General features: G+C 63.0%; 26 protein-coding genes and 1 tRNA gene. 8 read left to right on the top strand and 19 right to left on the bottom strand.

Going from position 1 to position 25,056, the window contains the following annotated elements; all coding sequences use genetic code 11:
• Positions 1 to 48 precede the first annotated feature (48 nt).
• On the top strand, positions 49 to 879 hold the full coding sequence (locus ACWGPT_RS13235; protein ID WP_452606073.1) for a phosphatase PAP2 family protein: 831 nt from the start codon (positions 49 to 51) through the stop codon (positions 877 to 879).
• A 29-nt stretch (positions 880 to 908) separates the two neighbouring features.
• On the opposite strand, the gene ACWGPT_RS13230 is transcribed toward ACWGPT_RS13235, so the two are convergent.
• Genes ACWGPT_RS13230 through ACWGPT_RS13215 form a run of 4 tightly spaced genes read right to left on the bottom strand, consistent with a single transcriptional unit; the run spans position 909 to position 4,348 of the window.
• Complete coding sequence (locus tag ACWGPT_RS13230; protein WP_452606072.1) at positions 909 to 1,976, bottom strand: 4-oxalomesaconate tautomerase; 1,068 nt, start codon at positions 1,974 to 1,976, stop codon at positions 909 to 911.
• Positions 1,969 to 2,640: a 4-carboxy-4-hydroxy-2-oxoadipate aldolase/oxaloacetate decarboxylase gene (locus ACWGPT_RS13225; protein WP_452606071.1), complete on the bottom strand. Its 672-nt coding sequence runs from the start codon at positions 2,638 to 2,640 to the stop codon at positions 1,969 to 1,971. Before ACWGPT_RS13225 ends, ACWGPT_RS13230 begins: the two co-directional genes overlap by 8 nt.
• A gap of 1 nt (position 2,641) precedes the next feature.
• Positions 2,642 to 3,598 (bottom strand): VOC family protein, encoded by a 957-nt coding sequence (locus tag ACWGPT_RS13220; protein ID WP_452606070.1) that lies wholly within the window; start codon positions 3,596 to 3,598, stop codon positions 2,642 to 2,644.
• A gap of 12 nt (positions 3,599 to 3,610) precedes the next feature.
• Positions 3,611 to 4,348, bottom strand: a complete 738-nt coding sequence (locus tag ACWGPT_RS13215) for a PIG-L deacetylase family protein (protein ID WP_452606069.1) — start codon at positions 4,346 to 4,348, stop codon at positions 3,611 to 3,613.
• A gap of 154 nt (positions 4,349 to 4,502) precedes the next feature.
• On the opposite strand from ACWGPT_RS13215, the gene ACWGPT_RS13210 reads away from it, so the two are divergent.
• Both ACWGPT_RS13210 and ACWGPT_RS13205 read left to right on the top strand, forming a co-directional pair.
• Positions 4,503 to 5,390: a DUF1932 domain-containing protein gene (locus ACWGPT_RS13210; RefSeq protein ID WP_452606068.1), complete on the top strand. Its 888-nt coding sequence runs from the start codon at positions 4,503 to 4,505 to the stop codon at positions 5,388 to 5,390.
• Positions 5,387 to 6,562 carry a LysR family transcriptional regulator gene (locus ACWGPT_RS13205; protein ID WP_452606067.1) on the top strand — a complete coding sequence of 392 codons (1,176 nt, stop codon included), beginning with the start codon at positions 5,387 to 5,389 and terminating at the stop codon, positions 6,560 to 6,562. The genes ACWGPT_RS13210 and ACWGPT_RS13205 overlap by 4 nt, the downstream gene beginning before the upstream one ends.
• Positions 6,563 to 6,572: 10 nt before the next feature.
• Here the strand turns inward: ACWGPT_RS13205 and ACWGPT_RS13200 are convergent, their stop codons facing one another.
• The 10 genes from ACWGPT_RS13200 to obgE all read right to left on the bottom strand — a co-directional run bounded on the left by ACWGPT_RS13200 (position 6,573) and on the right by obgE (position 16,440).
• Positions 6,573 to 7,100: an RNA pyrophosphohydrolase gene (locus ACWGPT_RS13200; RefSeq protein ID WP_452606066.1), complete on the bottom strand. Its 528-nt coding sequence runs from the start codon at positions 7,098 to 7,100 to the stop codon at positions 6,573 to 6,575.
• The gene (locus ACWGPT_RS13195; protein ID WP_452606065.1) at positions 7,097 to 8,296 is read right to left on the bottom strand and encodes a divergent polysaccharide deacetylase family protein; all 1,200 of its coding nucleotides are present in this window, start codon (positions 8,294 to 8,296) and stop codon (positions 7,097 to 7,099) included. The genes ACWGPT_RS13200 and ACWGPT_RS13195 overlap by 4 nt, the downstream gene beginning before the upstream one ends.
• A gap of 68 nt (positions 8,297 to 8,364) precedes the next feature.
• Entirely contained in the window at positions 8,365 to 9,690 is a 1,326-nt protein-coding gene (locus tag ACWGPT_RS13190; RefSeq protein WP_452606064.1) for a S41 family peptidase, read from the bottom strand.
• Positions 9,680 to 11,080, bottom strand: a complete 1,401-nt coding sequence (locus ACWGPT_RS13185) for a murein hydrolase activator EnvC family protein (RefSeq protein WP_452606063.1) — start codon at positions 11,078 to 11,080, stop codon at positions 9,680 to 9,682. Before ACWGPT_RS13185 ends, ACWGPT_RS13190 begins: the two co-directional genes overlap by 11 nt.
• Before the next feature lie 82 nt (positions 11,081 to 11,162).
• Complete coding sequence (gene rlmH / locus ACWGPT_RS13180) at positions 11,163 to 11,645, bottom strand: 23S rRNA (pseudouridine(1915)-N(3))-methyltransferase RlmH (protein ID WP_452606221.1); 483 nt, start codon at positions 11,643 to 11,645, stop codon at positions 11,163 to 11,165.
• A 104-nt stretch (positions 11,646 to 11,749) separates the two neighbouring features.
• Entirely contained in the window at positions 11,750 to 12,136 is a 387-nt protein-coding gene (gene rsfS / locus ACWGPT_RS13175) for a ribosome silencing factor (RefSeq protein WP_452606062.1), read from the bottom strand.
• A gap of 161 nt (positions 12,137 to 12,297) precedes the next feature.
• Positions 12,298 to 12,882 carry a nicotinate-nucleotide adenylyltransferase gene (locus ACWGPT_RS13170; protein WP_452606220.1) on the bottom strand — a complete coding sequence of 195 codons (585 nt, stop codon included), beginning with the start codon at positions 12,880 to 12,882 and terminating at the stop codon, positions 12,298 to 12,300.
• Positions 12,883 to 12,924: 42 nt separating this feature from the next.
• Complete coding sequence (locus ACWGPT_RS13165) at positions 12,925 to 14,211, bottom strand: glutamate-5-semialdehyde dehydrogenase (RefSeq protein WP_452606061.1); 1,287 nt, start codon at positions 14,209 to 14,211, stop codon at positions 12,925 to 12,927.
• A complete protein-coding gene (gene proB, locus ACWGPT_RS13160; RefSeq protein WP_452606060.1) occupies positions 14,204 to 15,382 on the bottom strand; it encodes a glutamate 5-kinase in 1,179 nt (392 codons plus the stop codon). The genes ACWGPT_RS13165 and proB overlap by 8 nt, the downstream gene beginning before the upstream one ends.
• Positions 15,379 to 16,440, bottom strand: a complete 1,062-nt coding sequence (gene obgE, locus ACWGPT_RS13155) for a GTPase ObgE (RefSeq protein WP_452606059.1) — start codon at positions 16,438 to 16,440, stop codon at positions 15,379 to 15,381. Before obgE ends, proB begins: the two co-directional genes overlap by 4 nt.
• 96 nt (positions 16,441 to 16,536) lie before the next feature.
• Between obgE and ACWGPT_RS13150 the strand changes: the two genes are divergently transcribed.
• Positions 16,537 to 17,400 carry an endonuclease/exonuclease/phosphatase family protein gene (locus ACWGPT_RS13150; RefSeq protein WP_452606058.1) on the top strand — a complete coding sequence of 288 codons (864 nt, stop codon included), beginning with the start codon at positions 16,537 to 16,539 and terminating at the stop codon, positions 17,398 to 17,400.
• 37 nt (positions 17,401 to 17,437) lie between these two features.
• Here the strand turns inward: ACWGPT_RS13150 and ACWGPT_RS13145 are convergent, their stop codons facing one another.
• The 4 genes from ACWGPT_RS13145 to rplU all read right to left on the bottom strand — a co-directional run bounded on the left by ACWGPT_RS13145 (position 17,438) and on the right by rplU (position 19,395).
• Positions 17,438 to 18,016: a GNAT family N-acetyltransferase gene (locus ACWGPT_RS13145; protein WP_452606057.1), complete on the bottom strand. Its 579-nt coding sequence runs from the start codon at positions 18,014 to 18,016 to the stop codon at positions 17,438 to 17,440.
• On the bottom strand, positions 18,013 to 18,645 hold the full coding sequence (locus tag ACWGPT_RS13140) for a GNAT family N-acetyltransferase (protein ID WP_452606056.1): 633 nt from the start codon (positions 18,643 to 18,645) through the stop codon (positions 18,013 to 18,015). Before ACWGPT_RS13140 ends, ACWGPT_RS13145 begins: the two co-directional genes overlap by 4 nt.
• A gap of 132 nt (positions 18,646 to 18,777) precedes the next feature.
• Positions 18,778 to 19,047 (bottom strand): 50S ribosomal protein L27, encoded by a 270-nt coding sequence (gene rpmA / locus ACWGPT_RS13135; RefSeq protein WP_052639912.1) that lies wholly within the window; start codon positions 19,045 to 19,047, stop codon positions 18,778 to 18,780.
• A gap of 36 nt (positions 19,048 to 19,083) precedes the next feature.
• Positions 19,084 to 19,395, bottom strand: a complete 312-nt coding sequence (rplU, locus tag ACWGPT_RS13130; RefSeq protein WP_452606055.1) for a 50S ribosomal protein L21 — start codon at positions 19,393 to 19,395, stop codon at positions 19,084 to 19,086.
• 293 nt (positions 19,396 to 19,688) lie between these two features.
• Between rplU and ACWGPT_RS13125 the strand changes: the two genes are divergently transcribed.
• The 4 genes from ACWGPT_RS13125 to ACWGPT_RS13110 all read left to right on the top strand — a co-directional run bounded on the left by ACWGPT_RS13125 (position 19,689) and on the right by ACWGPT_RS13110 (position 22,157).
• Positions 19,689 to 19,778: transfer RNA gene (locus tag ACWGPT_RS13125), tRNA-Ser, on the top strand.
• Between the two features lie 221 nt (positions 19,779 to 19,999).
• Positions 20,000 to 20,404, top strand: a complete 405-nt coding sequence (locus ACWGPT_RS13120) for a helix-turn-helix transcriptional regulator (RefSeq protein WP_452606054.1) — start codon at positions 20,000 to 20,002, stop codon at positions 20,402 to 20,404.
• Complete coding sequence (locus tag ACWGPT_RS13115; protein WP_452606053.1) at positions 20,401 to 20,859, top strand: helix-turn-helix domain-containing protein; 459 nt, start codon at positions 20,401 to 20,403, stop codon at positions 20,857 to 20,859. Before ACWGPT_RS13120 ends, ACWGPT_RS13115 begins: the two co-directional genes overlap by 4 nt.
• A gap of 191 nt (positions 20,860 to 21,050) precedes the next feature.
• Positions 21,051 to 22,157: a tyrosine-type recombinase/integrase gene (locus ACWGPT_RS13110; protein WP_452606052.1), complete on the top strand. Its 1,107-nt coding sequence runs from the start codon at positions 21,051 to 21,053 to the stop codon at positions 22,155 to 22,157.
• Positions 22,158 to 22,215: 58 nt separating this feature from the next.
• Here ACWGPT_RS13110 and ligD read toward each other — a convergent pair whose 3' ends face one another.
• Positions 22,216 to 24,870: a DNA ligase D gene (gene ligD, locus ACWGPT_RS13105; RefSeq protein ID WP_452606051.1), complete on the bottom strand. Its 2,655-nt coding sequence runs from the start codon at positions 24,868 to 24,870 to the stop codon at positions 22,216 to 22,218.
• Positions 24,871 to 25,056: the final 186 nt, after the last annotated feature.

Here is a 25,056-nt window from a genome sequence, read left to right as displayed (position 1 = left end):
GCGGCGCGATATCTCCCTATCACCGTTATTGGAGACATGGGAGCGTATATGGGCATGGCATTGAGGGGCACCAGGCCGAGGATTGCTGCGGGCTTCGAACGCCTCTTCTCCCGCCCGACCGTGCCTTATCCCCCAAAGCGGGCTCCACTGGAACGTCCCCTGCTGATCGTCGGTCTGTTCCTGGCGTTGTCGATCGCGCTGATGTTCTGGGCGGATCTCCCGCTCGGTCTGTGGATGCAAGATTTTCCCGACGAGTTGAGGCCCTTCGCCCGCTGGATCACGGATCTGGGCGAGGGGGTCGAGATCCTCGTGACGAGCGGTGTCGTGCTCATCCTCTGCATTTTCGTCCCTTCCACCCGCCTGCGCCGACGGGTGGTGGTCGGCGCCAATTCGATCGCCGCGGCAGCGGCCTTCATCTTCTTGTCCGTTGCCGGAGGCGGGCTGACGGCCTCCCTCGTCAAGAACATGATCGGGCGGGCTCGACCGAGCCTTCTCGACACCCACGGATATCTCCATTTCGAGCCCTTCACGTTCGACTCCGATTTCGCAGCATTTCCCTCGGGACATTCCGCGACGGCCGGCGCGATGGCTATGTCACTGGCGCTGGTCTTTCCCCGCCTGCGTTCGCTGTTCATTCCGGTTGGCGTGCTGATTACGCTTTCCCGACAGCTGGTCGGGGCGCACTGGCCGAGCGACACGATGATGGGCTGGGCCGTCGGAGTGGCCTTCACCCTCTGGATGGGGCACGTGTTCGCACGCCGTCGAATGATGTTCTTCTACGACCGGGAGGGGCACTTGCGACGGAAGGAGGGGCGGCGCGTGATGCATGCGCTTTGGAAGGCCGCGACCGGAGGTGCTGGCGTCGCGAAAATCACCTGACCGGCAGGAACGCTGGCAGAAGCGGCGATTTATGGAGCCGGGAATACTTTTCCGTCGAAGAGCTTGCGGGCCGTGCGCAGTGTCCCGACGCCGGTTATCGTCCCGTCCGCATCGCGGTGGACGAGGACTTCGGCGGCACCGCTCGGGTGCTCCACCAGGAAGCGGCCATCTGCGGGCAGTTGGGCGAGGCCGTCGGTGACGGAACCGGGCAGGGTGCAGGCGGTGCCGACGCTGACGGCCGCAAAGACGCCGATCGAGGCGTGGCAACGGTGGGGAATGAAGCTGCGGGTGCTGATTGTCCCGCCATTTTGCGGAGCCGAGATGAGTACCATCTTCGGCACCGATTTATCGGCAACCTCGCCGAGGTTCATGAGCGGTCCAGCGGCAAGCCGTATCGCTTCCAGACGCATCTTGAGGTCGGTGTTCCCGTCAAGGTCGTCCCTGCCTTCGGCGCCCGTGAGGCCGAAGTCGGAGGCCCGGAGGATCACGACCGGCATGCCGTTGTCGATCAGGGTACACTCGACGCCTTCCACGATATCGCAGGCGCTCCCCGAGGGCAGGAGCGCCCCGCACATGGAGCCCTCCGTGTTCTGGAACAGCAGCGGAACCGCGGCATGATTGCCCGGAACGCCGTCGATGCGCGCATCGCCGGCATAGCTTACCTTGCGCCCGGGCGTGGAAACCTGCGCCAGCGATACTTCTCCCGTGTTGAGCATGTGGATGCGGACCGGGGTCACGCCGTCTTCGGCTGAGACGAGGCCCCGTTCGATTGCCGCGGGTGCGGTCGCCGCGAGGATGTTGCCGCAGCCCTGCGCATCGGTCACCACGGGCCTGTCGACGAAGACCTGCAGGAAGAGATAGTCGACGTCGGCATCCGGCCTTGATGATGGAGAAAGGATCGCGACTTTCGAGGTCAGTGGATCAGCCCCTCCTATGCCGTCGATCTGACGCGGGTCGGGGGAGCCCATGATCCGCAGGAGCAGGCTGTCCCGCTCTTGCGGGGTCGAGGGCAGGTCGGAGGCAAGGAAGACCGCCCCCTTGGACGTTCCGCCCCGCATCCAGAGGCAGGGAATGCCGTCTGCGTGAGGATCAGACATATTTCAGCCCCTTCTCCGCAAGCCGTTCACGCATGGAGTAGATGTCGAGACCAAGTTCGCCCGCCGCCAGGCGCCGGCGCTTGGCTTCTTCCGCTGCCAGCCGTTTTTCCGCGGCGACCGCCACGGCTTCGGCTTCGGCACGCCTGACGACAACCACGCCGTCGTCATCCGCCACGATGATATCGCCGGCGTTGATCGCCGCGCCCGCGCAGACGATCGGGACGTTCACGGAGCCGAGGGTTTCCTTGACGGTTCCCTGGGCGGAGATTGCCTTCGACCAGACCGGAAATCCCATGGCGGTCAGGTCGCGGATATCGCGGACGCCCGCGTCGATCACCAGCCCGCGGCAGCCGCGCGCCATGGCGGAGGTCGCCAGAAGGTCGCCGAAATAGCCGTTGTCGCAGGGCGAGGTCGGCGAAAGGACGAGTATGTCTCCGGCCCGAAGCTGCTCGATCGCCACGTGGACCATCCAGTTGTCTCCGGGCGCGGCAGAGATGGTCACCGCCGAACCGGCGATCTGGGCGCCAGAATAGATCGGCCGCATGTAGGAGGCCAGGCACCCGCGTCGGCCCTGCGCTTCGTGAACCGTCGCCACGCCGGCTGCCGCAAGGCGGTCGATCACGGCCGGGTCGGCGCGCTCGATATTCTGAACCACGACGGTCATCTCAGTGCTCCTTCGTTACCGGCGGCGTGCCGTGCGTATGGAAGGTCTCTATGGTCTTGAGGCCCCAGGCCTGCCCCTTCCTGCGGTCGGCCTCCGTCCAGACGATCGGCTTCCAGTCCGGAGCAAGGATCAGCCGGGCACCCGCATTTGCCAGTTCCACGCGGTTGCCAGCGGGCTCCCAGACGTAGAGGAAGAAGGTGCCCTGGATGGCGTGCTTGTGGGGTCCGGTCTCGATATGGACGCCGTTCTGCAGGAACAGGTCCGCCGCACGGAGGATATCCTCGCGCTGGTCCGTCGCATAGGTGACGTGGTGAAGACGCCCGCTTCCGCCGCCGTGTTCCTCCGTGCAGGCGAGATCGTAGGTCTTGTTGTTGATCGTGAACCAGCAGCCGCCGATGCGACCATTGTCCAGTTGGATCATCTCCGTCACCCGGGAGCCGAGGCAGGTTTCCATGAAGCGCCTGAACTCGGTGACGTCGCTTGCCAGGAGGTTCAGATGGTCAAGCCGGCGCGGCGGTGCGCCGGTGAAGGACGAGGCGGTGTTCTTCAGCGCGGCGCGCTCCGCATCGATCTGCGGCCGGTACCAGTTGGTGTCCCAGTAGATTTCGAAGATGTGGCCGAACGGATCTTCGAAGCGGAAGGACCTGCCGTGGCCAAGGTCGCCATCGGTCCAACCGTGGACCTTGTAGCCGGAGGCCTCGATGGCGTTCACCCGTCGCTCGAGCGCCTCGGGCGAGGCCGTGCGGTAGGCGATGTGACCCACCCCGGTCCGATGGTGACGCGTCAGTTTCAGCGAGTGGAACTCGTAGTCATCCCAGGCCCGAAGATAGGCGGAGCTTTCGTCTTCTCCGGAAAGCTTGAGGCCGTAGATCCGCGTGAAGAAGTCGAGGCTCTCCTCGTACCTGTCCGTATACATTTCCACATGGGCGAGGTGCGCAATGTCGTGGCAGGGTTCCATGGTCGCGGCGCCTCACAGTTCGTCGACGGTACGGGGAAAGACCGACTGGAAGCCTTCCGCATACTTGCAATCGCGGCCGCCCGACTGGCCGCCGGAATTCCGCTTGAAGTGATTGGCGCGGTTGATTGCCACGCGGGTGTAGTATTCCCAAAGATGCTCCTGGCCTTCCATGCACTCGATGGCCGCACGTTTTTTCGCCCAGACCGGAGTGATGTCGAGGAAGGTGTCCGGTTTCCAGCCCATCTGCTCTGTCTGGTGCGGCTCGAAGAGATAGAGCTGCGGCGATCCCAGCACCTTCTGGCCGGGGTTGTGGCCCCAGGCCTGGGCGATCATCCGGCACTCGAGCGCGACCTGCGTCGCGTACATGTGGTCGGTGTTGTAGGGGTCGTATTGGGAATGGCTGAGCATGAAGCGCGGCTGGACCTTGCGGATCACATCCACCAGGTCGTTCTTGTTGTCGCGCGTCAGTTCCAGTGGGTAGTCGCCGAGATCCATGCAGACGAGATCGTGCACGCCCAGGGCTTCTGCCGCGCGCTCGGATTCGGCGCGGCGGGCATCCTTGACGCGGTCGAGGGTCATGCCTTCCTGCTTCCAGAGCTTGGCGCTTTCACCGCGCTCGCCGAACGAGAGGCAGACGACGGTCACGTTGTAGCCGAGTTCTGCGTGAAGCGCGATCGCACCGCCGCAGCGCCAGACGAAGTCCGCGGCATGCGCGCTGATGACAAGGGCAGTCCTGTTTTCGCTGGTCATGAAAGCCTCCCTGGATTTTCGTTGGCCTAGCGTCGTTCCTCGTGCCCATCCAATCAAATGGAAAGAACCTGCCAGCGCATAAGTTTACGCTATAGGCGCTGGAATTCGCGAGCACCTCCTGCCACACTGGCATACCAAACGGAGGAGGGTTCTGATGACCGAGATAGCCGGAGATCTGCCGAGAATCACCTTTGTCGGCTTCGGCGAAGCCGGACACGCGATCGCATCGGGGTGGGCGCGTTCGCTTGCTGCGGGTGTGCGCGCTTATGATCTGAAGCTGCTGGACCCGCAGGCTGCGTCCGAGGTTTCCGCGCGCGCCGGCGCGGCGCACGTCCAGGCCGTTGTGAGCCTGAAGGAGGCTCTAGACGGGGCGGAAATGATCTTCAGCCTCGTGACCGCCGACAAGGCGCTGGAAGCCGCCCGTGAAGCCGTCCCTTACCTAGCACCCGGAGCCCTCTGGCTGGACTGCAATTCCTGCGCCCCGCAAACGAAGCAGAAGGCGGCCTTGCTCGTCGAGGAAGCGGGCGGCCGGTATGTCGACGTCGCAGTCATGGCGCCGGTCTATCCGAAGAGGCACGAGGTACCGCTTCTGCTGGCCGGACCTCATGCGGAACAAGCGGCCGGCATTATCGCGAAACTGGACATGCGCCCGAAAATCGCGGGGGAGCGGGTCGGCGACGCATCGAGCGTGAAGATGCTTCGCTCCGTGATCGTCAAGGGGCTTGAGGCGCTGACGACCGAATGCCTGCTGGCGGCGAGGAGGGCGGGCGTCGAGGATGCCGTCCTAGCCTCGCTTCAGGCTTCGGACCCCGGCATAGACTGGGCCGCCCGGGGATCCTACAATCTCGAACGGATGATCGTTCACGGCGCGAGGCGGGCTGCAGAGGTCCAGGAGGTCTGCGTCACCTTGCGCGAGTTCGGCGTGCCGGACTGGATGAGCAGCGGCACCGTCAAATGGCAGCAGGCGATTTCCGATCTCCATCTGGACGCCGGGGATGACGATCTGGCGCGGCGCTGCGACGCCGTGCTCGATACCCTATGATCCCCCGCAACCTCAGGCACCTCCGGCTCTTCGCAGCGGTCGCCGAACTGAAATCGCTCACCTCGGCGTCGGAGAAATGGCATCTCTCTCAGCCGGCGGTGACCCAGGCGATCAACAAGCTGGAACGTGCGGCCGGTGGAGCGCTCTTCGATCGGACCCGGCACGGCTTCTTCCTCACGCCGCGCGGAGAGATCCTGCTTCTGCGTGTCGAAGGCGCATTCGCGCTTCTCGATCCGATCCTTGCCGATATTTCGCCCCGGCTGCGGATTTCCCTGACCTATGCGCAGCTCCAGGCGCTTATCGCGGTCAGCGAAAGCGAGAACTTTACCCTTGCGGCGCGGCGTCTCGGCCTTGCCCAGCCGACCGTGCATCGGGCCGTGACGCAGATCGAGCAGGAAGCCGCACGAACCCTGTTCGAACGGACCTCCTTTGGAATCCTGCCGACGCGTCTCTGCCAGGCGCTGGCACAGGCCGCCCGCCTTGCGATCTACGAGTTCGACCAGGCGGATGCGGAGCTCGCGCAGTTCGACGGAGGCGAGGCGGGATCGATCGTGATCGGCGCCATGCCGCTGGCAAGATCAGCACTCCTGCCACGCGCGCTTGCACGGTTTCGGCAGCGATACCCGACATTTGCGGTGCGGATCATCGACGGGACCTATGGCGCGCTGCTTGGCGACCTTCGCCGGGGATCGATCGACTTCCTCGTCGGCGCCCTGCGGGAGCCGGCCCCCATAGGTGACGTCGTCCAGGAGAGGCTGTTCGACGACAGGCTTGCGCTTCTGTCGCGGCCGGACCATCCGCTGGCGCGACAGGCAGCCGTCACCATAGACGATCTCCTCGCCTATCCATGGGTGGTCCCCCGGCTTGAAACGCCGACCCGCGCGCAGTTCGAGACGCTGTTTGCGTCGGCGGGCAGAACGCCGCCAACACGGCTGATCGAGTCAGGGTCGTTTCTCCTGATGAGAGGGATTCTCGGCGAGAGCGATCATCTCGGCTGCATCTCCCGCCACCAGTCCCAGCCGGAATGCGATCACGGGCTGCTGACGCAACTGCCGTTTCCAACCGATCATCTCATCCGACCGATCGGGCTCACCTATCGGCACAACTGGCAGCCGACCCGGACGCAGCGACAGATGATGGAGATCATAGGGGAGCTTGCCCCGGACGGCTGAGCCGAAAGCCTCAGGCCTGCGCCTTGCCGAGATGAGCGAACTCGGAAACGACGCGGTCGTAGACGGCGCGCTTGAATGGAACGATCAGCCCCGGAAGTTCCCTCATCGGCTTCCACGCCCAGGCATCGAATTCCGGCGCATGGTCGCCGGGGGGCGGGTTGATCCTGATTTCGCTCTCGTCACCGTCGAACCGGAAGGCGAACCAGCGCTGGGTCTGGCCGCGGTACTTGCCCTTCAGGCCGATCCCGATCAGGTGGGGCGGAAGGTCGTAGTTGATCCAATCGCGGCTCTCGGCAAGCAGGGACACCGTCTCCATGCCGGTCTCCTCGTAGAGTTCCCGGTGGGCAGCCGCGAGCGGATCCTCGCCCTTGTCTATGCCGCCCTGGGGCATCTGCCAGAGCTGCGGCGAGCCATCGAATTCCGTATTGCCTTCCGAAATCCGCCGTCCCGCCCAGACCAATCCGTCATGGTTCAGCACCATCACTCCGACGCAGGGTCGATAGGGAAGATCTTCCGCGGCCTTGGGAGCCTTGCTCATTCGTTTACCTCTGCCCGATGATCGGCCGGGTCGTCCGCAAGTGCCGAAATCCCGACGATCTCGATCCCCCGGCGGCTCGCCTCGTCAACCCATTGGCGAATGGCATCGACGGATTCGTCGAATGCGGACGCGACACCGATAGCACTTCCCTTTCGAAGCGCAATACGCTCGAGGTCGTCCAACTTGCGCAGGATCGCTGCGGTTTCAACCTGCCCGTCAAGGGTCATGTCCGCGAATGCGTGCGGAAGATCGATCGCCCTGGCGATCGTGCCGCTGGTCGATCTCGCGGATGAGCCGTCGTCTAGGAAGAGGAGGCCGCGTGCCGTTATGTCGCGCAACAAGGGCTCCAGCGCATCTGCACTGGCGAGAAGACGGCCGCCCAGGTGGTTCATGATCCCGGTATAGCCGGTAATTCTCGCCATCGCCTCGTGAAGCCGTCCGATATTCTCGCCGCGCGTTGCCTCGACGCGCAAAGTGGCGGGATCGCCTTCCTCGTTCGAGAAGCCGAAAGGCTCCATGGGGACCTGAAGCAGGATTTCGTGGCCCTGACGGCGGGAGACCTGCATCCACCGCTGCAGGCTGTTGCCGGTGGCCGCGAATGCGAGGGTGACCTCGGGTGGGAGTTTTTCGATCGCGCGCTGCGTTCCCGTCTGGCTGAGACCGAGCCCGCCGACGATGAGGGCGATGCGCGTGCCGCGCGCTCCCGACCACGGGCGCGCATACTGATCCATGGGCCGCAACCCATCGGCGCCGACAGCCGGCAATGGTCCGTAGGGGGAATCCTCCAGCAGGTCCTCGTTGGGCGTCCCGGCCAACCGCGGATCCTGCCCGATCCGGGGCGTCTGGAGGAGGAGAGGATCCCTGCTGCCGCGTCCTCCAGGCGAATATATGTTCACGACGCTGCCGTCGTCCGTGGTCGTCCGTTCGACGTTGGCGCCTGCATCGGATTCGCTCCGACGCTCGCCCACGCGGGGTGCCGAAGGTTGCGGGGTCTCGGTGTGGGCAGCCTGCTGTTCCAGCCGGGCATCCGGAGGGGATGATCCGAACCGGTCGCCTTCCAGTATCGTGTAGATCGAGACTGCGAGTACGGCGGTCGCAAAGGCCGCGCCGGCGGCGAGCGATGACGTGACCCGAAAACGTCTTCTTCGTCCGGCCGGTCTGTTCTGTCCGAGCGGGGCGTGAAGGTCAGGGTCCAAGGGAAGGTCCGCGGATTGGCATGCCGGAGGTGAAGAAGCCGGAGGCTAGCTCCGGCTTCCCGTGAATATTACTGCTTTACGGCCGCAGCCTTGTCCGGACTTGGAGGAAAGCTCGGATCTGTCTTGACACCCCGCAACAGATCCAGGGCATAGTTCAGCTGAACGTCGTCCTTGGCTTCCGGCGGGACATAGGCGACCGACCCGGAGCCTTCGTCCGTTTCGTTCTGTCCGGGGATGTGACCGCGCAGGCTCGACTCGCCCTCTGCGCGAACCTTGCCTTGAAGGTCTTCAGGCAGCGGTTGCTCGACCTTGATGTCCGGGTTGATGCCGGTTCCCTGGATCGACGTGCCGGACGGCGTGTAATAGAGCGCCGTGGTGAGTCGGAGGGCTCCGCTTTCGCCGAGCGGGATGATCGTCTGGACCGAGCCCTTGCCGAACGAACGGGTGCCGAGCACGGTTGCCCGCTTCAAATCCTGCAGGGCGCCGGCGACGATTTCCGACGCCGAGGCGGAACCGCCGTTGATCAGTACCACGACCGGCTTGCCATCGGTAATGTCGCCGGGACCTGCGTTGAACCGGCGGGTCTCGTCGGCATTGCGGCCGCGCGTGGAAACCACCTCGCCGCGTTCCAGGAAGGCGTCGGAGACGTTGATCGCCTGGTCCAGCAAGCCGCCCGGGTTCAGGCGGAGGTCGAGGACGTAGCCTTTCAGCTTGTCTTCCGGAACTTCGGCCTTGATCTTCTCGATAGCCTTCTCGAGATCGTCATAGGTCTTCTCGGTGAAGGAGATCACCCGAACGTAGCCGACGTCACCCTCGACGCGGGACTTGACCGCGCGAACCGCGATGATCTCACGGACGATAGAGATTTCCAGCGGCTTGTCGGCGCCTTCGCGAAGGATGGTCAGCTTGATGGGCGTGTTCACGGCGCCGCGCATCTTCTCAACGGCTTCCTCGAGCTTCAAGCCGCGGACGGCTTCGCCGTCGATTTCCGCGATCAGATCGCCGGCGAGGATACCGGCACGCGATGCTGGCGTATCGTCGATCGGCGCGATCACCTTCACCATCTCGTTTTCCATGGTGACTTCAATGCCGAGGCCGCCGAACTCGCCGCGCGTCTGGGTGCGCATGTCGGCTGCGTCCTTGGCATTCAGGAAGCTTGAATGGGGATCAAGCGAGGTCAGCATGCCGTTGATGGCGCTTTCCACCAGCTTGCCCTCGTCGGGCGGCGTCACGTACTGTGCCCGCACGCGCTCGAAGACGTCGCCGAAAATGGACAATTCCTTGTAGGTCGAAGGGCCGGCAGCCTGCGCCGGCACTCCTGCCGAGTAGATGACGCTCATGGCCGTGGCACCCATCAGCGCACCGACGATCACCAGAGAAGCCTTACGAATCATTTCGTGCCCTTCCGAGTTCCTTGGCAGTCCACCATGGTCTAGAATCGACCGGTGACCCGTCCTTCCTCAATTCAATGTAAAGTGTCGGGCGATCCGTTTCCAGCGTCAATGCCGTGGCGCTCGCCACTCTTTTGTTACCCATCACCGCGATGGGTTCGCCGGCAACGACGAAACGGCCCTGCCGCGTGCGAACCTCATCCATCCCCGCCAGGACCATATGGTAGCCGTCGCCCGCATTCAGGATGACCATCTGGCCATAGCTCCGGAACGCACCGGCAAACACGACCCATCCATCAGATGGGGCCGTCACGACTGCACCAGGATTTGAAGCCACGGTCATGCCCACCGCAGAATGTCCCGTCCCATCCGGTTCACCGAAGGCCCGCAGGATGTCCCCGGTAACGGGAAGATCAAGCTTCTGCCTCAGGCTGGAAAAGGCATATGCTGGGGCAATGCGGTTTTTGTCAGGCAGGCTGTTGTCGGCCCGCTCCTTCGCGCGCTCCCTCTCTTCCTCGGAAAGGCGGCGCTGGCGCTCTTCCTCAAGCCGCGCCTGCTCCATCGCTTCCCGGACCGACGATATCTCGCCTTCGAGCGACTGGATCAGGCCTTCCAGCGAGGTGGCGCGCCCCGCCAGTTCCTCCGACCGACGGTGCTCCGCGGCAAGCTCCGCGGCGTTCTGCTCGCTGAGTTTCTCTTTCTCGGCGAGGAGCATGTCCATGCGCTTTTCTTCCTCGAGGCCTTCCGCAATAGTCTGCGATGCGGAGGTTTTTTCGGCGGTTGCCTCTCCCTGCAGCCTTGCAAGGGCTTCGAGATCGGCGACCAGCCGATCCGCTTCCGCACGCATGCCCGGCACCACGGCCCCGAGGAGGATAGCGCTCCGCACCGAGGCAAGCGCATCCTCCGGTGTTACCAGGAGAGCAGGCGGGGGATTGCGGCCCATTCGCTGCAGCGCCGCCAGGACTTCCGCAAGAAGGACGCGTCTCGCCTGCAGGGAATGGCGGATCTCTTCCTCCCGCAGGCGAAGCCGCGCCAGGCGCTCCTCGCTGGCGTGAATCTTCTCTTCCAGTTCCTTGCGGCGGGCAGCAGAGTCGACCAGCGCCTGACGCAGGTTGGCGGTCGTCTTCTCCAGTTCCGCGATGGTCTGTTCGATGGCGTCGGTCTTGTCGACGGAGAGGCCGATCGTTTCGCCGAGAGCGTCAAGTTCCTGGCGCGCTTCGTCCCGCTTGCGTTGCAGTTCCAGCGTCGGATCGCCGGGCGCGAGCGACTGCTCCAGGACCTGGGCATGCGGGGCGGGGACAACAGACGCCAGCGCCGTGAGGAGCGCGGCGACTATCAGGGTTAGCCCCGCCGGGGCACCGCGACGGAATGTCCGTGGTGATTTGAAGCTCATCTCTCTACCGTTGGTAGCGCGCCATCAAGGTAAGCTGATTTGCGTGACATGACCAACACCTTCATCGGGCAGCGTGGAAGGCCTAGACCCTGTGATAGGGATGGCCCGCGAGTATCGTGACGGTCCGATAGAGTTGCTCGGCAATCAGGATGCGAACCAGCTGGTGGGGCCAGGTCATCGTGCCGAGGTTCACCACCGCGTCGGCCCGGGAATGAAGATCGGGGTCAAGCCCATCCGCACCGCCGATGGCGATCATCATCTCGCGTTTTCCGCTGTCATTGAAGCGACCGATCATTCGCGCGAAGCTCTCGCTGTCGAGCGATTTGCCTCGTTCGTCCAGAAGAACGAGGAGCGCGCCTTCCGGCAGCGCCTTCTGGAGTGTGGCGGCTTCCTCCCTTTTGCGGGTCTCGGCATTGGAGGCCCGACTTTCCGGAACTTCGATAAGCCGCGAAAATTCAAGGCCGACCGCCGGGCCCGCCTTGGAAAACCGATCGAGGTAGCGAGACGCAAGGTCTTTCTCGGGGCCGGCTTTCAGCCGTCCCACGGCGAAGAGGCTGATGCGCATGTCCAGTCCCGTGAAATTGGCCGATGTCATTCCGGCGGCTGCGCGAGTGCACAGCCGCACCACAGACGGTCGGCTTACCGGGTCAGGACAGGCCCGACAACCGGTCAGTGCAGTGTTTCGTCCTCGAGGTCGGGAGCGGCCCACATCTTTTCGATGTTGTAGAACTCCCGGACTTCCGGTCGGAACACGTGGATGATGACATCGCCTGCGTCGATAAGGACCCAATCACCGCTCTCCAGACCCTCGACGCGAGGAGCCCCGAGGCCCTCGTCCTTAAGGTCGCGGATCAGGTGATCGGCAATCGCCGTGACATGCCGGTTCGATCGTCCGGTGACTACGACCATGTAGTCTCCCAGCGCCGATTTTCCCGCGATGTCGATGGTGACGATGTCTTCCGCTTTGGAGTCCTCGAGGCTCGCGAGGACAGGTTCGAGAGTACGGGTCGCAGCATCGGCGCCGCGTTCCAGTCTCTTCGGGAGGATGCTCGGCATCTTTCCCTTGGCGTGCACTGTTGTCAGGGTTGTTCCTTTCTTCCAAATAACAGCTACAGCACTGTCAGCGAATCCGGAATCGCCGGCCGCTGACTGAAAAGGTGGCACCGAAGGCACCATCTTTCAAGCTGGTCGTTCAAAACTTGATCGGACCTTCCTGATCACGTTGGCGTCTTTCTCAGGCTGGTGGAGCTGAGGGCGGAGCGGGGGCCGTGGAGGAATGTCCATGCGGGGGCAGGCTTCTTCCAAAGAGCGCCCGCATCGTCCTCGTCCACGCGGGCTTCGTCGAAGGTCCGGGTCATCGGCGACGAGAGGAAGGAGAGAGTGGAGCCGGGACGATCGATGACGGCGATCGGAAACGTCTGGACGATCGAGCGCCATTTCTGCCAGCGGTGAAACGTACGCAGGCTGTCGGCGCCCATGACCCAGATGAAACGGACGTCGGGCCTGCGGCTTTTCACGTAAGCCAGCGTGCGGGCGGTATAGGGGCTGCCGAGTGCCTGCTCGAAGGCCGTAACCTTGATCCGGGGGTTGCGGGCCAGCCTTTCGGAAAGGGAGATCCGCTCCCTCAGAGGAGCGAGTTCCGTCCGGCTCTTCAACGGGTTGCCCGGCGTCACCATCCACCACAGTTGGTTCAGGCCCAGGCGGCGAAGTGCCGTTTCTGCGACCAGCAGGTGACCTTCGTGAGGCGGGTTGAAGGAACCGCCGAAGAGGCCCACGACCATGCCGCTCTCCACGTGCGGCATCGACAGGTAACGGCGGTCGACGGGGAGCCTCTCCACAGGCAGCTAGGGCCGGATCTGGCCGGTGCCGTGCACCAGGTACTTGAACGACGTCAACTGCTCGACGCCGACGGGTCCCCTTGCATGCATCTTCCCGGTGGCAATGCCGATTTCGCCCCCCATTCCGAACTCGCCGCCATCGGCGAACTGGGTCGAGGCGTTGTGCAGCAGGATCGCGGAATCGATCTCGCTGAAGAAGCGCTCGACGACTTTCGGATCCTCGGCGATGACCGCTTCGGTATGGTGGGAGGAATATGTATTGATATGAGCAATGGCGCCCCCGATCCCGTCGACGATGGCGACCGAAATAACGGCGTCGAGATATTCCGTCCGCCAGTCTTCATCCGTTGCCGGCTTCAGTCCGGGATATACCTTGAGGACGGCCGGCGAGGCGCGGACCTCGCAGCCGGCCGCAAGGAGGGCTTCCAGCAGCGGGATCAGATGGGTGCCGACAGCCGCGCTGTCGACGAGCAGCGTCTCGGCGGCACCACAGATTCCTGTCCGGCGCATCTTGGCATTGACGACGATGCGCTTTGCCATCTCGAGATCGGCGGAGGCGTCGACATAGATGTGGCAGAGGCCTTCCAGATGCGCGAACACCGGCACGCGCGCCTCTTTCTGCACGCGCGCCACCAGGCTCTTGCCGCCTCGTGGCACGATGACGTCGATTGCGCCGTCGAGGCCTGTCAGCATGGCGCCCACCGCGGCACGGTCTCCGGTCGGGACGATCTGGATTGCATGTTCCGGGAGGCCGGCTGCGCGCAGCCCCTTCACGAGGCATTGATGGATCGCCCTGGACGAGTGCAGGGAATCCGAGCCGCCGCGGAGGATGACCGCGTTTCCGGCCTTCAGGCATAAGGCACCGGCATCGGCCGTCACGTTGGGCCGGCTTTCGTAGATCACGCCGATGACGCCGAGGGGTGTTCGCACCCTCTCGATGCTGAGGCCGTTGGGACGCTCCCAGGCGGCGATGGTCTCGCCGACGGGATCGTGCAGTTCTGCGATTTCGCGCAAGCCCTGCGCCATCGCGGCTATCGATTGTTCCGAAAGCGTCAGGCGATCGATGAAGGAACCCTGCAGCCCCTTGCCTTCGACCGCGCGCAGGTCCTCGGCATTGGCGGCCAAGATCTCGTCCTTCGATGCAATAAGTGCATCGGCCATCGCATTGAGTGCCCGGTTCTTGGCCTCGGTAGAGGCCACGGCGAGCAGCTTCGCGGCCGCCTTCGCCTGGCGCCCCATGTCATTCATCAGGGTAGCGACGTCCGCGGCCTCAATGGTGACCAGATCAAGCATCGGCGGTATCCTTCACGTCACTGGGGCAATCGCCCGGGCCGACGCCGGATCGCGTCACCACGAGGTCGTCGCGATGAACCATGGCGGCGCGCCCCGGATAGCCGAGGATCGCTTCTATCTCGGCGGACTTGCGGCCGGCAATCTGGCGTGCTTCGTCGGCATCGTAACTGACGAGCCCGCGGGCGATCTCGCGCCCGTCCGCGCCGATCACGGCCACCGTGTCTCCGCGGTGGAAATTGCCGGCGACCGCGACGACACCGGCCGGAAGCAGGCTCTTGCCGCTTCCCAGTGCGGCCTCAGCGCCGGCGTCGACGACGAGCTTGCCGGCCGGCTGCAACTGTCCGGCGATCCAGGTCTTGCGCGCGGTGACCGGACTGCCGGACGGCGCGAACCAGGAGGAGCGCGCGCCGTTGTCGATCGCGGCTAGAGGATGCTCTTCCTTCCCGGAGGCGATGATCATTGCGCAACCGGCGCTCGTCGCTATCTTGCCGGCATCGATCTTGGTGCGCATTCCGCCGCGGGAGAGTTCGGAAGCCGCCCCGCCGGCCATGGCCTCTATCTCAGGCGTAATCGCGGCGACCGTGTCCAGGAAGCGGGCGTTGGGATCGAGATGGGGCGGAGCGGTGTAGAGACCGTCGATGTCCGATAGGAGAACGAGCAGATCGGCACTGGTCATGGTCGCGACGCGGGCGGCCAGGCGATCGTTGTCGCCGTAGCGGATCTCCGACGTGGCCACCGTATCGTTCTCGTTGATGATCGGCACGGCGCCGATCTTGAGCAGTTGATTGATTGTCGCGCGGGCGTTGAGGTAGCGGCGCCGCTCTTCCGTATCGCCCAGGGTGAGCAGAATCTGTCCCGCTATCGAGTTGCTTCGGGAGAGGCTCTCGGACCAGGCTCTTGCGAGAGCAATCTGCCCGACAGCAGCGGCAGCCTGGCTTTCCTCCAGCTTCAGGGTCCCGGCAGGAAGGTCGAGGACGGTGCGTCCAAGCGCGATCGCGCCGGAGGACACGACCAGGACGTCGATGTCGCGCGCCCGCAGCGCGGCGATATCGTCGCAGATGGAATCAAGCCATGCCGATTTCAATCCCGTCTGCCTGTCGACAAGAAGGGCCGAGCCGATCTTGACGACAATACGCCTGTGTTGCGTCAGCGGCTTCCGGGACGTGCTCACTGGGGCTCCCCGTCCGCGTCCTGGGATGCCCAGCGGGAACTCCGGTCGGGTAGCGCGGTATTCTCGCCCGCTTCTTCGACGATGACGTCGCGAAGCGCCCGCAGCAGATCGGTCATGCCCTTGCCCGCGACAGCCGAGATCAGAAACGGCTCGGTCCCCGAGGCCTTCGCCAGTTCCTTCGCCTTCTTCTTGAGTTCCTTGTCGTCAAGCACGTCGATCTGGGACAGAGCGACGATTTCGCGCTTGTCTTCGAGCCCGCCGCCATATGCTTCCAGTTCGTACTTTACCGTGCGGTAAGCCTTGCCGACGTCTTCCTCCTGGGCGGAGACCAGATGCAGGAGCACGCGGGTGCGCTCGACGTGACCGAGGAAGCGATCCCCGATGCCGACACCCTCGTGCGCGCCCTCGATCAGTCCCGGGATATCCGCAAGCACGAATTCCCGGCCGTCGATCGTGGCGACCCCGAGATTGGGATGCAGCGTCGTGAACGGATAGTTGGCGATCTTGGGACGGGCGCGGGTCACGGTTGCCAGGAACGTCGATTTTCCGGCATTGGGCAGGCCGACAAGGCCGGCATCGGCGATCAGTTTCAGCCGCAGCCAGATCGTCTTTTCCTCGCCTTCCAGGCCGGGATTTGCCCAGTTGGGAGCCTGGTTGGTGGACGACTTGAAGTGGGCGTTCCCGAAGCCGCCATTGCCGCCCTTGGCGAGCCTGAAACGCTGGCCTTCCTGGGTGAGGTCGATTATCAGCGTTTCCCCGTCTTCTTCAAGCACCTGGGTTCCCACGGGCACCTTGAGCGTGACGTCGTCGCCGTTGGCGCCGGTCCGGTTCCGCCCCATGCCATGCATGCCGACTTTTGCCTTGAAGTGCTGCTGGTAGCGGAAGTCGATCAGGGTGTTGAGGCCGTTGACCGCCTCGATCCAGACATCTCCTCCTCGGCCGCCGTCGCCCCCGTCCGGGCCGCCGAATTCGATGAACTTTTCCCGCCTGAACGAAACCGCTCCCGCTCCGCCATCTCCGGAGCGTATGTAGACCTTTGTCTCGTCGAGGAATTTCATCTTACTGCCATCAGTCTCGTGTTAGCGACGGTTCCATCCCGGGGTGGAACATCGTGGGTTCGATATAGGCCGGTCAGGCGGAGGTCAAAGCATATCATGAAGCTTGTCAGCTATAACATACAATACGGCGTGGGGATGGACGGGCGTTTCGACCCGGAGAGGATCGCCGCCAGTCTTGCCGGTGCCGACATCATCGCGTTGCAGGAGGTCACGCGCGGCTTTCCGAGGAACGGGCATGCCGATCTCGTCTCGCTGATGGCGAACGGCTTTCCGGACCATTTCCCCGTCTTCGCCGCTCCCTGCGACGTCTTCCTCGATATCGTCGAGCTCGATGGCCGGCGGGTGGAGCGTCGCTTCCAGTTCGGCAACATGATCCTCTCCCGATGGCCGATCCTCGCCGTGCGGCATCTGCTCCTGCCACGCAACCGTACATTCGACCGGCTCAACCTGCAGCGCGGTGCCCTTGAGGCCTTGATCGCGACGCCCGACGGGCCGTTGCGCGTCTATTCGGTCCATCTCGATCATGTGTCGCCCGACGAGCGCATCGAGCAGTTGCGCTCCCTCAAGGAGCGTGCACTCGGCTTCGTCCGCGAGGGCGGGGCCCTGACCGGTGCTGGCGACTTCGACCTTCCCGAGCCGCCACTCACCGAGGATTTCGTGATGATGGGCGACTTCAACATGGTGCCGGAATCGCCGGAATATATGGAAATGGCCGGGCGGCTGGACCGATACTATCCGAGAGCCGCGCGCGAGGGATATGCGTTCGATGCACTCGCGCATCTCGGCATCGCGGGCGAGGACGCCTACACCTGGGCGAAGCCGCCAGGCGAGGGGACTGTCAGGATGCATCTCGACCATTGCTTCACAAGCCCCGGGTTGGTGCCGCGCCTCCGGTCTGCCCACATCGATCATGGGGCTGCCGGATCGGATCACTTTCCTGTCTGGGTGGAGATCGGCTGACCGAAGGCGAGCGTCGCCCGTCGGTCAACCAGGGGTGTCACGGGCGCCGCAGATCCTCCGGTCGGAGAAGCGTGTCGATGTGCGGCACCACGCCGTTGCGGGCGAGGCTGAACATTTCGCTGCAGCCGGTGACCCGGAAGCCCAGCTTCTGCTGGACCTTCAGGGATGCGGTGTTGTCGGCGAAGGCGCCGGATCGGATGGCCGATTCCGGCATTCGCCGCAAGAAGCGATCCAGGAGGGCGCCGACCGCCTCGGTCATGATGCCGCGTCCCCAATAGTAGCGGTTCAGCCAGTAGCCGACGTGCCAGGCCTGACCGCGCTGCTCGATCCCGACCATGCCGATATGCACGTCGTCACCCATGGTAATGGCGGCCGCCCAGCCGTTCGCGGCATCGGAAAGCTGGATCTGCAGCCAGTCTTCCGCGTCCTGACGGTCATAGGGTTGCGGCACCCGCGCCAGCATTCGCGCCACGGCGAAATCGGCCAGCGATTCCGCGAGGCTCCCCGCATCCGCGAGCCGGTGCGGGCGAAGCACGAGGCGGGAGGTCGTGACGACGGGGCAAGGTCCCGGGGTCCCGATCTCGGTACGGTGGCGTTGGTGAAGGGCCGCGGTCACCGCAGTTCTCCCCAACTCCTGAGCGACATCCAGGTCTTGCGGTCGAGCCTGAACCACTCGACCGGCAACATGCCGCCCAGCGCCAGCGATCCGATCATGCCGGAACTCTGGAACTGGAAGCCGCACTTCTGGATCACCCGGCGCGACGCGACATTGGTGACGCGGCAACGCGCATCGATATGGTCGATATCGCGGGTGCGGAAGGCCATGTCGATCAGGACATGTGCCGCCTCGGTCGCGTAGCCCTTGTTCCAGTACGGTTCCCCGAGCCAGTAACCGATCTCGACGGTCCGCTCGTCTTCCTGCGGTTCAAGCGCGCAGCAGCCGAGAAAAACGCCGTTGTCACCTCGGGTGATGGCATAGACGCACTTGCCGATCTCGCCGCTGTTCGTACGTCGCACGAAGTCGGCTGCGTCTCTTGCCGTGTAGGGATGCGGCATGCGCGACACCATGGTGGCGATGTTCGCATTGTTGGCGAGATGGGCAAGGGCGTCGATGTCTTCCTGGTGGGGTGCACGCAGAACCAGTCTCTGCGACAGTAAGACGGGGCAATCGCTTCTTGACCGCTCGGGCCTGAGCCGTTCCTCGGGCGGCCGCGATTGGCTCGCCCTTATCAATTCGCCTTGCATGGTTCAGTCCTCCTTGTGGAACAAAAGAAAAAGGGAAGGTGGGTGGCGCCCCATCTTCCCTTTCTTCTGGACTGAAACCTGGTGGTGCCAGCCGGGTCGATGAGACGCCGGCTGTTTTAGAGCGCTACCGGCTTATTCCGCTGCTTCGGCTTTCGGCATTACGGACACGTATACTCGGCCATTGGCCTTCGTACGGTAGTTCACGTTGCCGGCGGTCAGAGCAAAAATCGTGTGGTCCTTGCCGAGGCCGACATTGGCGCCCGGATGCCACTGCGTGCCGCGCTGGCGCACGATAATGTTGCCCGCGATGACGGCTTCGCCGCCGAACTTCTTCACGCCAAGGCGCTTGGACTGGGAGTCGCGACCGTTACGCGACGAGCCGCCAGCTTTTTTGTGTGCCATTGGTGTTCTCCTTAAACCTTAGAAACCCTGATCGACTTAAGCCAAGATGTCCGTGATGCGGACAACCGTGTGATGCTGGCGGTGGCCGCGAATCCGCTTGGAATTCTGGCGACGACGCTTCTTGAAGGACAGGACCTTCTTGCCGCGGTTGTGCTCGACCACTTCGGCCTTGACCGTCGCACCCTTGACGAAGGGAGCGCCGAACTTGGCATCGGCGCCTACGCCGACAACCAGGATTTCGTTGAATTCGATCGTGGAACCGGCTTCGGCGTCGAGCTTCTCGATGGTGAGGACATCGTTGGCCGCGACGCGGTACTGCTTACCGCCGGTCTTGATGACTGCGAACATTTTTTATCCTTTCATGTTCGTTCCGGCTCTGCCCGAGGGCGGCCGTCTTTTTGCCAGTCGTTGAGCGGTAGGCCCGAAGCCCTCCGCCGGTGGATTTTTGACGCCTGCCCTCAGGGCCGCGCGCAAAAGAAAGAGGCATGGAATCCATTCCACGCCTGATCGCTCGTGGGCATAGGCGAGGGCACCGGAACTGTCAAGGAAAAAGGATCGCCGGACCGGGATTTGCCGCTTGCCAGCCCCGGCTTTCGTCGCTATGAGACAGCCCGCGCTTCCAAAGCGCCGACCAGCGAAGCGGAGAGGTGGCTGAGTGGTCGAAAGCACCGCACTCGAAATGCGGCATACGGGTGACCGTATCGTGGGTTCGAATCCCACCCTCTCCGCCATTATCTTTCGTAAGTTATTGATTTTATTGCAATATGTTCGAGCGACTGCTCTGGGCCCGCCAGTCAGCCCGCCATGGGTTTTTCGAATGAACTTTTTCCAATAATCCACATGAAAAACTCATATCAGCCGGTTGCCAGTCGTTACGACATTCGACTACTTGTGATCCGTTAGAAACGAACCACTGCGCAAGACGTGCGGGGTCCTCTTCAAAGGGACACCTATGTCTTCAGAATCGCAGTTGGGCCTGTTCTCCGGCCCGGTCATCCCCCAAGCTACTTCGTCCGATGATGTAGCGAATCATTCCAGCACGTCTTGTGAGGCTGCTGCTGCAAAGCCTGTGGCGGTTTACGAAGCCACACCCCGGCAGAAGCCCGTTGCTCCGGCAAACGGCGATCTTCGGCGCACGGGCAAAACGGTTTCGGATGCAAAGCCAGATGTTGAAGAGCGCTATCTCTCTGTTCAGGAAGTAGCGCGCCGCTATTCGATCAGCATTCAGACCGTATGGCGCCACACCAAGGGAAATCCGGACTTTCCGAAGCCGATCAAGATCCTCAGCGGATCCACCCGCTGGCGGCTCAGTGATATCGTGGCTTACGAGGTCTCTCGTGGGGAGACCGGCCGATGAACGTGCCCGCCTCCCCCCGCAACAAGCGCCGCAATCTCCAGAGCAGCTGCAAGGCCAATATGCATCAGCTGTACTCCAGTGACGATGTCATCAAGCTCTATGATATCTCACGCAATACCCTGACGAACTGGATCGCCGACGGACTTCCGTTCATCGCTGCCGGGATTCGGCTGTTCCGCGGCAAGGAGCTGAATGCCTTTCACGCTCGGCGGAAGGAAAGGGCTTCCGGGACACCGCCCGGTCCCTTCTTGGTCAAGTGCTTTGGCTGCAAGGGTTATCACTCGCTGATCGCTCCCGAGGTCGTCTTCGCTCCTGGCCGGACGCCGGACGTCTTCCGAGCCCAAATCACCTGCCCAGAGACGGGAGTAGGGGTGAACAGGTACATTTGCCGCGAAGATATTGAGACCATCCGTAGCCTTCTTGATTCCAATCCCGGAAGCCAGACTCGCGACTAATATGTTTCGCCAGTTCACTCTGGGTATGTGCAAGTCGGGCGGCTTCGACTCCGGGGCCGCCTCGGCACGCGGTCCACCTCACAGCTCGCGGAGCATCCCCCAAAGAACAGACCCACCGGCCGAAGGCCCACCGCCTCTCCAACACAACCCATGCGGTCTCGTCAGATCGCGATTAATCGAAAGTAATAACTATGAATACCAACAATGCCTCCATCGTCTATGTCTATCAGGGCGAACTCAGGCACGGTAAAGGCTTCGAACCGACGACCATCAACGGCGCCCTGCGCCACATCTGGCAGTTCGAGGAACACACGGGTTCCGTTGATTTCCGGTCCGTGACCCTGAAGATGATCGAAGAGTTCAAGGACGAGCTCATCAGTCGGGCAGAAAAGACGGGCAAGGAGGGACTGTCGGCCTCCACCGTCGTGCACACGTTCGGGAATCTGAAGGCCTTCTTCACCTGGCTTTCCGACCAGGAAGGTTACAGGCGTTCTATCACGGGCCGCCTGTACAATCATTTCAACTCTCCGCGCCGTCTGGTCGAGCTCGCAGGAGCGGCGGCTGAGAAGTTCGTTCCCAGCGCGGATCACCTTCGGACGATACTGGAGAAAATGCCGACGAATACGCCGGCGCAACGGCGGGACCGTGCCATGCTGGCCACGCTCTTCCTGTTTGGGGTGCGCGACGGCGCGCTGATCTCGCTTCGCCTGAAGCATGTCGATATCGCTCGCAAGCAGGTCTTCCAGGATGCGCGCGAAGTGGATACGAAGTTCAGCAAGACGAGTATCGTTGACTGGTTTCCCGTGGGAGACGACATCGAACGGATCGTTATCGAGTGGACTGAAGAGTTGAGGTCGATGGGTGCCGGAGATGATGCTCCGCTCATTCCCAAGGCGCCTTTCAAGCCGTGGATCGGCGCCCCCACCATCGAGCTGGAGTTTCTCACGACGGCCGCGCCGGTGCGTCAGGTCTTGCGGAAGGCCGCCGCTGCCGCAGGCGTTCCCTACTTCAAGCCTCATGCCATACGTTCGACCGTCGCTAAGCTTTGCAGTGCAGGGAACTGGTCAGAAGACATTGCGAAGGCGGTCAGCCAGAACCTCGGGCATAAGCAGATCTGGACCACGCGGAAGTACTATGGTGACGTCGAGCCCGACAGGAAGCAGGAGCTGTTTCGCCAGATGCGAGAGAAGCGGGTGAATACCCGCGCTCGCAAGATCGCCGCACTTGCCGAGAACGCATGCCTCGCAACGCAGGAGGTGATTCTGCATATTCTCGTGATGGAACTGGAGAGGAAATAGCCGGCGAATACGCGGAGCGCCAAGTTTTCTTGCCGCCACGGTAATTGCCGGCGGGGCGTCAGACGGCTTGTTTTTTGGACTTTGCCAGCCGCTTGATGGCCTGCTCCAGCGAGCGCTGTCCGTTGCAGTAATCCTCCCAGGCCGTCGTCTTCGATAAGAGCGCCGGCACGGTGCGGATGGTGAAGCGTCTAGGATCGAGATCGGTCTTTACTTGGCTCCAAGTAAGCGGCATCGATACCGTCGCACCCGGACGGGCACGGGGCGACAGCGGCGCGACCGCCGTCGCCATGCGGTCGTTGCGGAGGTAATCGAGGAAGATCCGGCCGTTGCGCTGGTTCTTGGCCATCTTGATCAGATAGAGCTCAGGATTCTCGCGTGCCACCTGCTGGCAGACATCGTGAGCGAACCCTTTTGCTTCCCCCCAGGTCAGCTTCTTACTCCTTGCGACGGCGAGCGGCGTGACGACGTGCAGACCCTTGCCACCGGTCGTCTTGCAGAAGCTGACGAGACCGAGTTCCTCCAACCGATCGCGCATTTCGCGCGCGGCTTCGACGACGACGGAGAAAGGGACGTCCGGTCCGGGATCAAGGTCGAAGACAAGACGCCCCGGAACCTCCGGCTGGCCCGGTTCGCAATTCCATGGATGCAGCTCGACGCCGCCAATCTGGGCAACGGCGGCAAGGCCCTCGACCCGATCGATCTGCAGATAGGGCTTCTTGTCACCGAACACCTTGACCAGTTCGAGCAGGTTCGACGTTCCCGGCGTCGCATGCCGCTGGAAGAATTGCTCGCCGCCGATGCCATCCGGCGTGCGAATGATTGAGCATGGCCGCCCCTTGATGTGGTCGATCAGCCATCGACCGACGGCTTCGTGATAGCGGGCGAGATCTTCCTTGGTGACCGGCTCTCCGTCATTGGCATCCGGCCAGAGGGGCTTGTCCGGGCTAGAGATCATCACGCCCATCACCTCCGCCTTGGCGTTCCTGCCGCGTGCCGGGCGCGATGGTTTTGTCACGACCGGCGTCGGGGTGTCCGTTTTTGCAGGTGATGCCGGTGTTTCTGCCTCGATTTCGGTCGCAGGTTTATCTTCGCGCAGTCCCTTGAACGCCGCCTGGCGGACCAGGCCATCCGCAGTCCAGCCGGCGAATTGGATCTCGGCGACCAGATCGGGTTTGACCCAGACAATGTTGGGATCCTTCTTTGGGGCGCCGGTGCCCGTGAATGGTGATTTCTCGGCCTCGATCTCCCGTAGCCTCGGCAGGATCGTATCGACTGCCTTTGCACCATAGCCGGTCCCGACCCGACCGACATAGACGAAGTGGTCACCTTTGAAGACGCCGACCAGCAAGGAACGAAACTTGCCGTTGGTCTTGGCATAGGCGCCGATAACGACTTCGTGGCCAGCCCGGCATTTCGACTTCGCCCAGGTCGCGGTGCGGCCGGATTGATAGGGAGCGTCGGCTTGCTTCGAGACAATACCTTCTAATGAGAGCTTGCATGCCGACCTAAGGACGGCATCACCACCGGTTTCAAAATGCTCGACGAAACGCAGGCGGGAATCCTCGCCTGCATCGCTCAGCAGTGTCCGAAGGCGTTCCTTCCGCTCGCTCAGCGGCAGTGGCCGCAGGTCTTCATCGCCCTCGAACAACAGGTCGAAGGCAAAATAGACCAGGGCGTCGGTCTTGCCTTCCGACAACGCCGCCTGAAGCGCGGCGAAGTCCGGAGCGCCGTTCTCGTCGAGGGCGCAGATCTCCCCGTCGATGATCGCATCGGGAAGGGCAGCGCCGGAGTTGGCAATTGCCGGATATTTGGAGCTCCAATCCAAGCCCTTACGGGTCTTCAGCGTCACCTCGCCGTTTTCGATGCGCATCTGGATGCGATAACCATCGAACTTGATCTCGTGGATCCATCCGTCGACCGAGGGCGGGCGTTCAAGTGTTTCGCAAAGCTGCGGAGGAATGAACTCCGGCATTGCGGACTTCGCTGCCTTCGGCGCTGCTGGCTTTCGCTTTGTCTTCGTTTCCGCGGCGCGTTCCTCCGCCGCCAGTCCATGATTGCTGTCCCAAACGGCATCGGCCTGAACGTCGCCGCTCCGCACCATGAACGGTTTCGGTTTCCTGCCCTTGCCGGCGGCGATCGCCTCCATCGTCCGGCCGGATGCAACGGAGGTTGCATTGTCCTCAAGGATGGCAGCGCCATTGTCCTCGACCGAGAAATCGTCGTGATGCTTGATCAGCAGCCAATTCGTGCGCTTGCCGCCGTCGCGATCGTTGCGCATCCGGACCAGCACGAAGCTGCCATGCAGCCGGTCGCCCTCCAGTGTAAACTTGAAATCGCCCTTGGCCAGAGCCTGCTCCGGCGTCTTGCTGCCTTCCGGCTCCCAGTAGCCGCGATCCCAGAGCATGACCGTGCCGCCGCCGTATTGGCCTTTTGGGATGGTACCTTCGAAGTCACCGTAGTCCAACGGGTGGTCCTCGACCTCGACAGCCAAGCGCTTGTCGTGCGGATCCAGCGACGGCCCTTTGGTGACCGCCCAGGACTTGAAGACGCCATCGAGTTCCAGCCGCAAGTCATAATGCAGCCGAGTTGCGTCATGCTTCTGGATGACGAAACGCCTGCGGTGCGACGCCTTCAGCTTCGTTGCGCCGCTTGGCTCCTCCGTTTTCTGAAAATCGCGCTTTTGCTTATAGGTGGAGAGCTTGTCGCTGGCCATTTCAGTTCCCGGTACAGATCCGGCTCCCGCGCCGGATGACGACGGCCTGAGGCGCGGACCGGATAGGTTGGACTCTCTGCTGCCGTTTCGTCGGCCGCGACGAGAAGTTCGTCATCCGAGTCACCTCCGGTGGACACAGTGCGCGACCTCAGCAGGCAAAAAGCAACAGATGTCGTTTTGTTCCCC

The organism is Pseudorhizobium sp. NPDC055634 (assembly GCF_053618655.1).
This window is presented reverse-complemented; position numbering and strand designations above follow the sequence as displayed.

Excerpts from the sequence above, each read along its gene's own strand:
- ACWGPT_RS13230 (WP_452606072.1), bottom strand. The coding sequence starts at position 1,976 with ATGTCTGATCCTCACGCAGACGGCATTCCCTGCCTCTGGATGCGGGGC.
- rpmA (WP_052639912.1), bottom strand. The coding sequence starts at position 19,047 with ATGGCACACAAAAAAGCTGGCGGCTCGTCGCGTAACGGTCGCGACTCC.
- ACWGPT_RS13140 (WP_452606056.1), bottom strand. The coding sequence starts at position 18,645 with ATGCAAGGCGAATTGATAAGGGCGAGCCAATCGCGGCCGCCCGAGGAA.
- ACWGPT_RS13185 (WP_452606063.1), bottom strand. The coding sequence starts at position 11,080 with ATGAGCTTCAAATCACCACGGACATTCCGTCGCGGTGCCCCGGCGGGG.
- ACWGPT_RS13205 (WP_452606067.1), top strand. The coding sequence starts at position 5,387 with ATGATCCCCCGCAACCTCAGGCACCTCCGGCTCTTCGCAGCGGTCGCC.
- ACWGPT_RS13210 (WP_452606068.1), top strand. The coding sequence starts at position 4,503 with ATGACCGAGATAGCCGGAGATCTGCCGAGAATCACCTTTGTCGGCTTC.
- ACWGPT_RS13120 (WP_452606054.1), top strand. The coding sequence starts at position 20,000 with ATGTCTTCAGAATCGCAGTTGGGCCTGTTCTCCGGCCCGGTCATCCCC.
- rlmH (WP_452606221.1), bottom strand. The coding sequence starts at position 11,645 with ATGCGCATCAGCCTCTTCGCCGTGGGACGGCTGAAAGCCGGCCCCGAG.
- ACWGPT_RS13165 (WP_452606061.1), bottom strand. The coding sequence starts at position 14,211 with ATGCTTGATCTGGTCACCATTGAGGCCGCGGACGTCGCTACCCTGATG.
- ligD (WP_452606051.1), bottom strand. The coding sequence starts at position 24,870 with ATGGCCAGCGACAAGCTCTCCACCTATAAGCAAAAGCGCGATTTTCAG.
- ACWGPT_RS13110 (WP_452606052.1), top strand. The coding sequence starts at position 21,051 with ATGAATACCAACAATGCCTCCATCGTCTATGTCTATCAGGGCGAACTC.
- ACWGPT_RS13115 (WP_452606053.1), top strand. The coding sequence starts at position 20,401 with ATGAACGTGCCCGCCTCCCCCCGCAACAAGCGCCGCAATCTCCAGAGC.
- ACWGPT_RS13225 (WP_452606071.1), bottom strand. The coding sequence starts at position 2,640 with ATGACCGTCGTGGTTCAGAATATCGAGCGCGCCGACCCGGCCGTGATC.
- ACWGPT_RS13150 (WP_452606058.1), top strand. The coding sequence starts at position 16,537 with ATGAAGCTTGTCAGCTATAACATACAATACGGCGTGGGGATGGACGGG.
- ACWGPT_RS13170 (WP_452606220.1), bottom strand. The coding sequence starts at position 12,882 with ATGCCGCACGTGGAGAGCGGCATGGTCGTGGGCCTCTTCGGCGGTTCC.
- obgE (WP_452606059.1), bottom strand. The coding sequence starts at position 16,440 with ATGAAATTCCTCGACGAGACAAAGGTCTACATACGCTCCGGAGATGGC.
- ACWGPT_RS13200 (WP_452606066.1), bottom strand. The coding sequence starts at position 7,100 with ATGAGCAAGGCTCCCAAGGCCGCGGAAGATCTTCCCTATCGACCCTGC.
- ACWGPT_RS13235 (WP_452606073.1), top strand. The coding sequence starts at position 49 with ATGGGCATGGCATTGAGGGGCACCAGGCCGAGGATTGCTGCGGGCTTC.
- ACWGPT_RS13215 (WP_452606069.1), bottom strand. The coding sequence starts at position 4,348 with ATGACCAGCGAAAACAGGACTGCCCTTGTCATCAGCGCGCATGCCGCG.
- ACWGPT_RS13190 (WP_452606064.1), bottom strand. The coding sequence starts at position 9,690 with ATGATTCGTAAGGCTTCTCTGGTGATCGTCGGTGCGCTGATGGGTGCC.
- ACWGPT_RS13220 (WP_452606070.1), bottom strand. The coding sequence starts at position 3,598 with ATGGAACCCTGCCACGACATTGCGCACCTCGCCCATGTGGAAATGTAT.
- rplU (WP_452606055.1), bottom strand. The coding sequence starts at position 19,395 with ATGTTCGCAGTCATCAAGACCGGCGGTAAGCAGTACCGCGTCGCGGCC.
- rsfS (WP_452606062.1), bottom strand. The coding sequence starts at position 12,136 with ATGCCGAGCATCCTCCCGAAGAGACTGGAACGCGGCGCCGATGCTGCG.